The 9,093-nt window shown below is 68.9% G+C and carries 9 protein-coding genes and 1 riboswitch; of the genes, 2 read left to right on the top strand and 7 right to left on the bottom strand.

The genetic code is table 11. The annotated features are described in order from the left end of the window. Positions 1-821, bottom strand: an 821-nt coding sequence (locus G3N98_RS36415; protein ID WP_206150834.1) for a nitronate monooxygenase, incomplete at its 3' end; no start/stop codon positions are given. A gap of 223 nt (positions 822-1,044) precedes the next feature. On the opposite strand from G3N98_RS36415, the gene G3N98_RS36410 reads away from it, so the two are divergent. After that, positions 1,045-1,737 carry a dienelactone hydrolase family protein gene (locus G3N98_RS36410; protein WP_206150833.1) on the top strand — a complete coding sequence of 231 codons (693 nt, stop codon included), beginning with the start codon at positions 1,045-1,047 and terminating at the stop codon, positions 1,735-1,737. Positions 1,738-1,818: 81 nt separating this feature from the next. After that, complete coding sequence (locus G3N98_RS36405; protein WP_089471998.1) at positions 1,819-3,297, top strand: amidase family protein; 1,479 nt, start codon at positions 1,819-1,821, stop codon at positions 3,295-3,297. A gap of 88 nt (positions 3,298-3,385) precedes the next feature. Here G3N98_RS36405 and metF read toward each other — a convergent pair whose 3' ends face one another. From metF to flhF, 6 genes are all read right to left on the bottom strand, one after another. Continuing rightward, positions 3,386-4,216 carry a methylenetetrahydrofolate reductase [NAD(P)H] gene (gene metF / locus G3N98_RS36400; RefSeq protein WP_089424248.1) on the bottom strand — a complete coding sequence of 277 codons (831 nt, stop codon included), beginning with the start codon at positions 4,214-4,216 and terminating at the stop codon, positions 3,386-3,388. A gap of 27 nt (positions 4,217-4,243) precedes the next feature. After that, a complete protein-coding gene (locus G3N98_RS36395) occupies positions 4,244-4,597 on the bottom strand; it encodes a phage holin family protein (RefSeq protein ID WP_006477367.1) in 354 nt (117 codons plus the stop codon). A 162-nt stretch (positions 4,598-4,759) separates the two neighbouring features. Then, on the bottom strand, positions 4,760-6,178 hold the full coding sequence (gene ahcY, locus G3N98_RS36390; protein WP_069246874.1) for an adenosylhomocysteinase: 1,419 nt from the start codon (positions 6,176-6,178) through the stop codon (positions 4,760-4,762). Between the two features lie 32 nt (positions 6,179-6,210). Then, positions 6,211-6,326, bottom strand: a riboswitch (S-adenosyl-L-homocysteine riboswitch). A gap of 108 nt (positions 6,327-6,434) precedes the next feature. After that, positions 6,435-7,169 (bottom strand): RNA polymerase sigma factor FliA, encoded by a 735-nt coding sequence (locus tag G3N98_RS36385; protein ID WP_006484033.1) that lies wholly within the window; start codon positions 7,167-7,169, stop codon positions 6,435-6,437. A 22-nt stretch (positions 7,170-7,191) separates the two neighbouring features. Continuing rightward, a complete protein-coding gene (locus G3N98_RS36380) occupies positions 7,192-8,010 on the bottom strand; it encodes a flagellar biosynthesis protein FlhG (RefSeq protein WP_089471946.1) in 819 nt (272 codons plus the stop codon). Next, the coding region (gene flhF / locus G3N98_RS36375) for a flagellar biosynthesis protein FlhF (protein ID WP_206150832.1) at positions 8,003-9,093 on the bottom strand (1,091 nt) is incomplete at its 5' end. The genes G3N98_RS36380 and flhF, both read right to left, overlap by 8 nt.

Here is a 9,093-nt window from a genome sequence, read left to right as displayed (position 1 = left end):
ATCGCGCGTGTGACCTGCGTCGACGTGTCGGTGCTCGCGAGCAGGCGCGCCTTCCAGTCCGCCGCGATCGCGCTTTCCGTGCAGGTGAGGAACGCGGTGCCGAGCTGTGCGCCCTGCGCGCCGAGCGCAAGCGCGGCCGCGATCCCGCGGCCGTCCATGATGCCGCCCGCGGCGAGCACGGGCAGGCCGGTCGCGTCGACCAGTTGCGGCACGAGCGCGAGCGTACCGATCAGCGCATCGTCGGCGGAACCGATGAACGTGCCGCGATGGCCGCCCGCCTCGGCGCCCTGCGCGGACAGCGCATCGGCGCCGGCCGCCTGCCAGGCGAGGCCCTCGGCCACGTGCGTCGCCGTGCCGATCACGTAGGTGCCGGCCGCCTTCAGGCGCGCGACGTCGGCCGCATCGAGCACGCCGAACGTGAAGCTCGCAACGGGCACGCGCAGCGCCACGAGCGCATCGAGCTGTGCGCGGAAGTCGGGCGCGTAGCGCGCGGGGGCGGTGCCCGGCGGCAACCCGAGCACCGCGTTCAGCGGGTCGATCGCGGCCAGTGCGCGGGCGACGGTCGCCGCGTCGGGCGTCGCGTCCGGCAGCACGAACAGGTTGATCGCGAACGGGCGATCGGTCGCCGCGCGGATGGCTTCGACTTCGGTCGCGAGGCGCTCGGGCGCGAACGCGGCGGCACCGAGACTGCCGAGCGCGCCGGCATTCGACGCGGCGGCGACCATCGCGGTCGTGGTCGCGCCGACCATCGGCGCCTGCACGAGCGGCAGGCGCAGGCCGAAGCGTTCGGAAAAGGGCGTGGAAAACAGACGGGCAGACATGGCGAATCCTTCGATGACGATGCGCGAAAGCGCTTTGTAAAGGCCGGCACATCGACTCTATCGAAGCAGCGCAGCGCCGAAAAATGAATAATCGAGATCGAAACGATCGCTGCGCGAGAAGCGGGCGCGTGCCCTGCACCGTCACACGATCGATGGCACACTAGGCCGCCCTCTTCCACCCCGGGGCGCGCATCGCGCACCCCGTTCGCCAGGAGTTCAGAACGTGACTGCCCAATGGATCGACATCCCCGCCGGTAACGACAGCTTCGGCGGCTATCTCGCGCTGCCCACGCGCGGCAAAGGCCCTGCCGTCATCATCATCCAGGAGATCTTCGGCGTGAACGCGCACATCCGCGCGGTCGCCGACCAGTACGCGTCCGACGGCTTCGTCGCGCTCGCGCCGGACGTGTTCTGGCGCACGCAGCCGCGCGTCGAACTGACCTACGAAGGCGCGGATCGCGACAAGGGCATCGAGCTGATGAAAAAGACCGACGTGGGCCTCGCGGTCGCGGACATCGGCGCGGCCGCCGATGCGTTGCGCGCGCGCCCGGAAGTGGCCGGCAAGGTTGCCGCGATCGGCTACTGCTTCGGCGGCCAGCTCGCGTACCGCGCGGCCGCGACCGGCAAGATCGACGCGGCCGTGGCCTACTACGGCGGCGGCATCCAGAACGCGCTCGATCTGGCCGGCCAGATCAAGCAGCCGATCCTGTTCCACTACGCGGGACACGACCACGCGATCCCGCCCGAGGCCGTCGACCAGGTGAAGGCCGCCTTCGCCGGCCACGGCCACGCGTCGTTCCACGACTATCCGGGCGCCGAGCACGGCTTCAACTGCACGGACCGCGCGTCGTACAACCAGCGCGCGTCGGCGCTCGCGCACGGCCGCACGCTGACGTTCCTCGCCGAGCACCTCTAAAAACCGCCGGCCGCGGGCCCCGCGCACCGGGCCCGCGTTATGCTGCTGTCATCGCCACGAGCCACCACGGGGATCACAGCGATGCACTCGGACTATCTCGCGCATGACGCGATCGGCCTCGCCACACTGGTACGCGAACGCAAGGCGAGCCCGCGCGAACTGCTCGACGCCGCGATCGGCCAGGCCGAAGCGGTCAACGGCGCGATCAACGCGATCGTGCTGCAGGACTACGAAGCCGCACGCCAGCGCGCGGCCGCCACACCCGACGGCGGCGCCGACGCGCCGTTCGCCGGCGTTCCCTATCTCGTGAAGGATCTCGGCGCGGCGGTCGCCGGGCTGCCGCTGTCGATGGGCAGCCGGCACTACCGGTATTTCGTGCCCGCCGACGATTCGCCGGTGATCGCGCGCAGCCGCGCGGCCGGTCTCAACGTGTTCGGCAAGACCAACACGTCGGAGATCGGCCAGATGCCGTATACGGAACCCGAACTGTTCGGCGCGTGCCGCAACCCGTGGAATCTCGATCACACGCCCGGCGGCTCGAGCGGCGGTGCGGCGGCGGCCGTCGCGGCCGGCATCGTGCCGCTCGCCCATGCATCCGACGGCGGCGGCTCGATCCGCATCCCGGCGTCGTGCTGCGGGCTGTTCGGCCTGAAGCCGAGCCGCAACCCGGTACTCGTCGACCTGCCGTCGAACGGCGAGCTGGTCGTCCAGCATGCGGTCACGCGCAGCGTGCGCGACAGCGCGCTGCTGCTCGACGTGACGACCGGCCAGACCTTGCCACCGGGCGCGCCCGGCACGTTCCTCGGCGAGCTCGACACGCCGCCCGGCCCGCTGCGGATCGGCCTCGTGCTCGATCCGATGCTCGCGCCGGCACTCGCCGACGACACGCGCGCGGCGCTCGACGACGCGGCCGCGCTGCTCGAATCGCTCGGCCACCATGTCGAGCCGGCGACGCTGCACGTCAACTACGCGCGCGCGGCCGAAACCTTCCTCACGCTATGGGCGACGATCGCCGAGGAGATGGTGCTCGGCGCGCGCGCGCTGACCGGCCGCACGCCGAAGCGCGGCGAATTCGAGGCCGCGACGTGGGCGATGGCCGTGATCGGCCGGCGCCTCGCGCGCACGCGCCTGCCGGACGTGCTCGAATGGCAGCGCCAGCTCACCGTGCAGGTGGCCGGCCTCGTGTCGCGCTACGACGCGATCCTGTGCGCATCGCTCGCGGGCCCGCCGGTGAAGATCGGCGAATTGCAGCCGACGCCGTTCGAAGCGGCGCAGATGAAGGTGCTCGCCGCGCTGCCGGTGAAGCCGCTGCTGAAGGAAATGCTCGCGAAGTCGTCGGAAAAGGCGTTCACGTGGGCCGGCTGCACCGAGCTGTTCAACCTGACCGGCCAGCCGGCGATGTCGGTGCCGCTCTACTGGAACGCGCGCGGGCTGCCGATCGGCGTGCAGTTCGCCGCGCGTCATGCCGACGACGCGCTGCTGCTCCGGCTCGCCCGCCAGCTCGAACAGGCGCGGCCGTGGTTCGAGCGCCGCCCGCCGCTGATGCAGGCGCAGCGCTGACGCACGCGGCCGCGCGCCGCAAGCCATGAAAAAAAGCCCCGCCGGCACAACCGGCGGGGCTTTGACGCATGCAATCGCGTAAGCGCGCTTACATGACGAGCCGCTCACAGATCGTCCGCGTCGCGGCCGCCGTGTTCAGCGTATAGAAATGCAGACCCGGCACGCCCGCGTCGACCAGACGCTGGCACAGGCTCGTGACGACGTCCGCGCCGAACGCGCGGATCGACTCGCGATCGTCGCCGAAGCTCTCGAGCCGGCGCGCGACCCAGCGCGGCACTTCGGCGCCGCACATCTCGGAGAAGCGCATCAGCTGCGAGAAGTTCGTGATCGGCATGATGCCCGGCACGATCGGCACCTCCACGCCCAGCTTGCGCGCATCGTCGACGAAGCGGAAATACGCGTCGGCGTTGAAGAAGTACTGCGTGATCGCGGAATTCGCGCCGGCTTTCACCTTGCGCGCGAAATTCTCGAGATCGGCCTTCGGCGAGCGCGCCTGCGGGTGGTACTCCGGATAGCCGGCCACCTCGATGTGGAACCAGTCGCCGTGCTCGGCGCGGATGAAGCTGACGAGCTCCGACGCATAGCGCAGTTCGCCGACTTCGCCCATCCCCGACGGCAGGTCGCCACGCAGCGCGACGATGTGGCGGATGCCGTACGAGCGGTACTGGTCGAGGATCGCGCGCAGGCTGTCGCGCGACGAACCGATGCACGACAGGTGCGGCGCGGCCTCGAGGCCGTCCTTCTGCATGTCGAGCACCGTATCGAGCGTGCCCTGCTGCGTCGAACCGCCGGCGCCGAACGTGCAGGACACGAATTTCGGCTTCAGCGGCAGCAGCTGCGCACGCGTGGCGCGCAGCTTCTCGACGCCTTCCGCCGTTTTCGGCGGGAAGAATTCAAACGAGAGTTCGATCGGTTTCATGATTCTGAGGGAACAGGCCCTGGGGCGTCAGCCGATGTCGCGCTGACCGAAGATCAGGGCGGACAGCAGCCACGACACGATGCTGTACAGGATCGAACCGAAGAACGCGGACCAGAACCCCGACACCTCGAAGCCCTTCAGCAGCGACGACGCGAACCAGAAGCACAACGCGTTCACGACGAGGATGAACACCCCGAGCGTGACGATCGTGACGGGCAGCGTCAGCAGGATCAGCACCGGACGGATCACCGTGTTGATCAGGCCGAGCACGACCGCGATGATCAGCGCCGTGCCGAAGCTCTTGATGTGGATCGACGGCACGAGGTAGGTGATGATCAGCAGCGCGAGCGCGTTGATGACCCAGGTGAGGATGACGCTCATGGAGTGCTCCGGTTCGGTTGTCGATCGGTACGATCAGTGGCCGCCGCCGGCTGCCGCGGGTGCCCGAAGGCGCGCCGCGGCAGCCGGCGATCCCGCGCCGTGCCGCCGTACCGGGTGCGCGCGGGTGACGCGCGCCCGGCACCGCGGCAGCGGCGCATCGGATCAGTAGCGGTAGTGGTTCGGCTTGAACGGGCCGTCCTTCTGCACGCCGATGTACGAAGCCTGCTCGTCCGACAGCACGGACAGGTTCGCGCCGATGCGCGCGAGGTGCAGGCGCGCAACCTTTTCATCGAGGTGCTTCGGCAGCACGTACACCTTGTTCTCGTACTCGTTGCCGCGCACGAACAGCTCGATCTGCGCGAGCGTCTGGTTCGCGAACGAGTTCGACATCACGAACGACGGGTGGCCGGTCGCGCAGCCGAGGTTCACGAGGCGGCCTTCCGCCAGCAGGATCACGCGCTTGCCGTCCGGGAAGATGATGTGGTCGACCTGCGGCTTGATGTTTTCCCACTGGTACTGGCGGGTCGACGCAACGTCGATTTCCGAGTCGAAGTGGCCGATGTTGCAGACGATCGCGTTGTGGCGCATCGCCTTCATGTGATCGTGGTTGATCACGTGGTAGTTGCCGGTGGCCGTCACGAAGATGTCGGCCTTGTCGGCCGCGTATTCCATCGTCACGACGCGGTAGCCTTCCATCGCCGCCTGCAGCGCGCAGATCGGATCGATTTCGGTGACCCACACGGTCGCGCCCAGGCCGCGCAGCGATTGCGCGCAGCCCTTGCCCACGTCGCCGTAGCCCGCGACGACCGCGACCTTGCCCGCGATCATCACGTCGGTCGCGCGCTTGATGCCGTCGACCAGCGATTCACGGCAGCCGTACAGGTTGTCGAACTTCGACTTGGTGACCGAATCGTTCACGTTGAACGCCGGGAACGGCAGGCGGCCGTCCTTTTCCATCTGGTACAGGCGGTGCACGCCGGTCGTGGTTTCTTCGGTCACGCCCTTGATGTGCGCGAGGCGCGTCGAGTACCAGGTCGGGTCCGCGTCGAGGTGCTGCGCGATCGACTTGTACAGCGCGACTTCTTCCTCGTTGGTCGGCTTCGCGATCACCGAACGGTCCTTCTCGGCCTTCGCGCCGAGGATCAGCAGCAGCGTTGCGTCGCCGCCGTCGTCCAGGATCATGTTCGCGAATTCGCCGTTCGGCCATTCGAAGATGCGGTGCGAGAACTCCCAGTATTCGTCGAGCGATTCGCCCTTGAACGCGAACACCGGCGTGCCGGCTTCGACGATCGCGGCAGCGGCGTGGTCCTGCGTCGAGAAGATGTTGCACGAGGCCCAGCGGACGTCCGCGCCGAGCGCCTTCAGCGTCTCGATCAGCACGCCCGTCTGGATCGTCATGTGCAGCGAACCGGCAATGCGCGCGCCCTTCAGCGGCTGCTGCGCCTTGTATTCGTCACGGATCTGCACGAGGCCCGGCATTTCGGTCTCGGCGATGTTCAGTTCCTTGCGGCCCCAGCCGGCCAGCGCCATGTCGGCGACGACGTAATCGTTGGAAGCTTTGGAATCGATAATGGCGTTCATCACGCCCTCCTTTCTAAAAAGTTTCTAGATTGGTGACGTGAGCGCCGTTCAGGAAGCGGGGCCGACGCGGTTGTGCCGCACGGCTGCTTGGTGAAGCCTTCCGAGCCTGGCGGACGCAGGGTGGTCCGTCGCAACGCTCCTCGGAAAGCGGAGAGGATTGTAGCAAATCGGCGCGCAGAATGCGCAAGCACGCACACACGTGGCGCGCACCCGGCACACGCGCGCGGCGTCGGCGCGCGCGGCCTTCAGTAAAGGGTCAGGACTCCGCGCCGACCCACGCCTGTTCGCGCAGCCGTGCGCGCAGGCGCGCGACGGCCTGGCTGTGCAGCTGGCACACGCGCGATTCGCTCACTTCGAGCACCGCGCCGATCTCGCGCAGATTCAGACCCCGTTCGTAGTACAGCGACATCAGCAGCTTCTCGCGCTCCGGCAGCCGCTCGATCGCCTCGACGAGCGCTTCGCGCAGGTGCTCGTCGAGCAGCGCCGACAGCGGATCGGCGTGATCGACGCGGTAGCGGTCGAGGAACGGCTCGTCGTCGGCCGCGCGGTCGAAATCCTCGTAGTAGATCAGCTGGCTGCCGTGCAGGTCCTGCAGCATCCCCTGGTATTCGTCGAGCGGCATGTTCAGGTGCTGCGCGATCTCGGTCTCGCTCGCCGAGCGGCCGAGATGCTGCTCGACCTGGTGCACCGCGTGCTCGACCTCGCGCGACGTCTTGCGCAGGCTGCGCGGCAGCCAGTCGTTGCTGCGCAGCTCGTCGAGCATCGCGCCGCGGATACGCTGCGTCGCGTAGGTCTCGAACTGCGCGCCCTGGTCTTCCTTGTAGCGGCCGGCCGCGTCCATCAGGCCGATCATGCCGGCCTGGATCAGGTCGTCGAGGTCGACGCTCGCCGGCATCTTCGCGACGAGCTGCAGCCCGAGGCGTCGCACGAGTGGCGCATATTGCGCGAGCACGTCGGCCTGGGACATCTTTCCTTGAGCGTTGTACATCATGGCTCTCTCCTTGCGGTGGCGCTCACGCGGCGTGTGCCGCGCCCGCCTCATACGACGGCTTGCCGCCCGCGTGCACGGCACGGCCCGCACCCGAACGCGGGCGCATCGGCCAGTACAGCAGGTCGGCGGCAATCTGCCGGTAGTCACGCGCGGCGGCCGACGACGGGAACGCGTCGACCGCGGCACGCGTCAGCTCGCGCGCATGCTCGACGAGCGGATCGGCGCTCACGCAGCCCGCGTCGGCGATCGACACCGTCAGGTAGCGGCTCGCGACGCCCGCGAGGTTGTCGAACGCCGTCTTCGCGTCCGCGTGGCTGCCGACGTGATTGGTCAGCACCCGGAACTGCGCGAACGCGTGCGCGAAATGCAGCCGCTTCATGCACGCATACGCCTCGGTGATCGCCTGCGCGGCGACCCGCGTGACGACCAGCACGTCGTGCGCTTCGCGGGCGAGCGCCGAGAACGAACCGTCGCCGCCGAGCTGCGCGTCGACGAGGACGATGTCGGCCGGGCCGTCGATGAAATCGCTCAGCTGCGCGTCGGTGTAGCCGGTGCGCGCGAGCCGCGCCGCGGCGCACAGGCCGAAGCCGGCCGCGACCCGCGTGCGCTCGCCGTCGCGCAGCCACGCGCCCGCCAGCGTCGCGCTGGCCGAATGCACGTCGGCACGCTCGTCGACGACGAGCACATCCTTGCCGAGCGATGCGAGCGCCGCCGCCAGGTTCACGACGGTGGACGTGCAGCCGACCCCCGCCGGCCCGCCCGCCACCGCGACGATGCGTGACGCGCGCCCGGCCAGCAGGCGCCGCAGCCCTTCGGCCTGGTCGATGATTCGTTTATCCAAATCGCACCTCGTGAAGCTCGGCGGTGGAACGTGCGGTCAGTGCGGAAAGCAGCGTCGGCATGTCCTCGTCTTGCGGCACGAAGGGCGAGCCGTCACGCGGTACACAGAACGCGCTCTTCAGCAGGAATTTGGTCGACGCGACGTACAGGTTCTCCGGCACCTTCTGGCCGGTCGACACGTAATGGATCGGCAGCTTGTAGCGGATCACCGTGTCGAGCACGCCGCCGAGGTGGGTCGCCTCGTCGAGCTTCGTGAGGATGCAGCCGGCCAGGTCCGGATGCTCGCCCGCGCTGCGGTACGCCTGCACGACTTCGTTGAGCGTGTCGCCGTGGCTGGTCGCGTTGAGCAGCAGCAGGCGCTGCACCGGCGCGTTCGCCCCGTGCAGCATCGCGATCTGGTCGGACACCGCGCGGTCGCGCTGGCTCATGCCGATCGTGTCGATCAGCACGATGTGCTTGTTGCGCAGCTCGGACAGCGCGAGCGCGAGGTCGCCCGCATCCTTCACCGCGTGCACGGGCACGCCGAGGATCTTGCCGAAGATGCGCAGCTGCTCGTGGCCGCCGATCCGATAGCTGTCGGTGGTCAGCAGCGCGACCTTGCTCGCACCGAAGCGCATCACGCAGCGCGCGGCCAGCTTCGCGGTGGTGGTCGTCTTGCCGACGCCCGTGGGCCCCATCAGCGCGAACACGCCGCCGCGCTCCATCAGCGCATCTTCGCTTTCGAGCACCGGCAGGTTCGACGCGAGCACCGACTGCGCCCATTCGGCGGCCTGTTCGAAGGTCTGCGCGCCGTCGCCGGCCGGCATGTTGTCGACCAGCATCCGCACGAGCTGCGCGGAGAAGCCGGCCGCGAACAGGTGCTTCGTCAGTGCGCCATGCACGGCGCTGCGACGCTGGCGGTCGTGCCACATCAGGCTGTCGAACTGCTCTGCCATCATCCCGCGCAGTTCGCCGAGCTCCTGCATCACCGTATCGTTGACGATCCGCTCGATGCGCGACTTCACGGCGTCGGCCACCGCGGCGGCCGCGTCGGCGGACAGGCGCGTGCGCTCGGCCGCCTTCGCGGCATGCGCCGCGCTCGTGA

It is taken from the genome of Burkholderia sp. Tr-20390 (assembly GCF_017104595.1).
In the GTDB taxonomy this organism is placed as follows: Bacteria; Pseudomonadota; Gammaproteobacteria; order Burkholderiales; family Burkholderiaceae; genus Burkholderia.
Note: the sequence above shows the minus strand (reverse complement) of the source record. Positions and strands in the feature narration are given on the sequence as shown.

What these genes read in the sequence shown, in the direction of transcription:
- G3N98_RS36395 (WP_006477367.1), bottom strand. Translation starts at nt 4,597, where the DNA reads ATGAGCGTCATCCTCACCTGGGTCATCAACGCGCTCGCGCTGCTGATC.
- metF (WP_089424248.1), bottom strand. Translation starts at nt 4,216, where the DNA reads ATGAAACCGATCGAACTCTCGTTTGAATTCTTCCCGCCGAAAACGGCG.
- ahcY (WP_069246874.1), bottom strand. Translation starts at nt 6,178, where the DNA reads ATGAACGCCATTATCGATTCCAAAGCTTCCAACGATTACGTCGTCGCC.
- G3N98_RS36405 (WP_089471998.1), top strand. Translation starts at nt 1,819, where the DNA reads ATGCACTCGGACTATCTCGCGCATGACGCGATCGGCCTCGCCACACTG.
- G3N98_RS36385 (WP_006484033.1), bottom strand. Translation starts at nt 7,169, where the DNA reads ATGATGTACAACGCTCAAGGAAAGATGTCCCAGGCCGACGTGCTCGCG.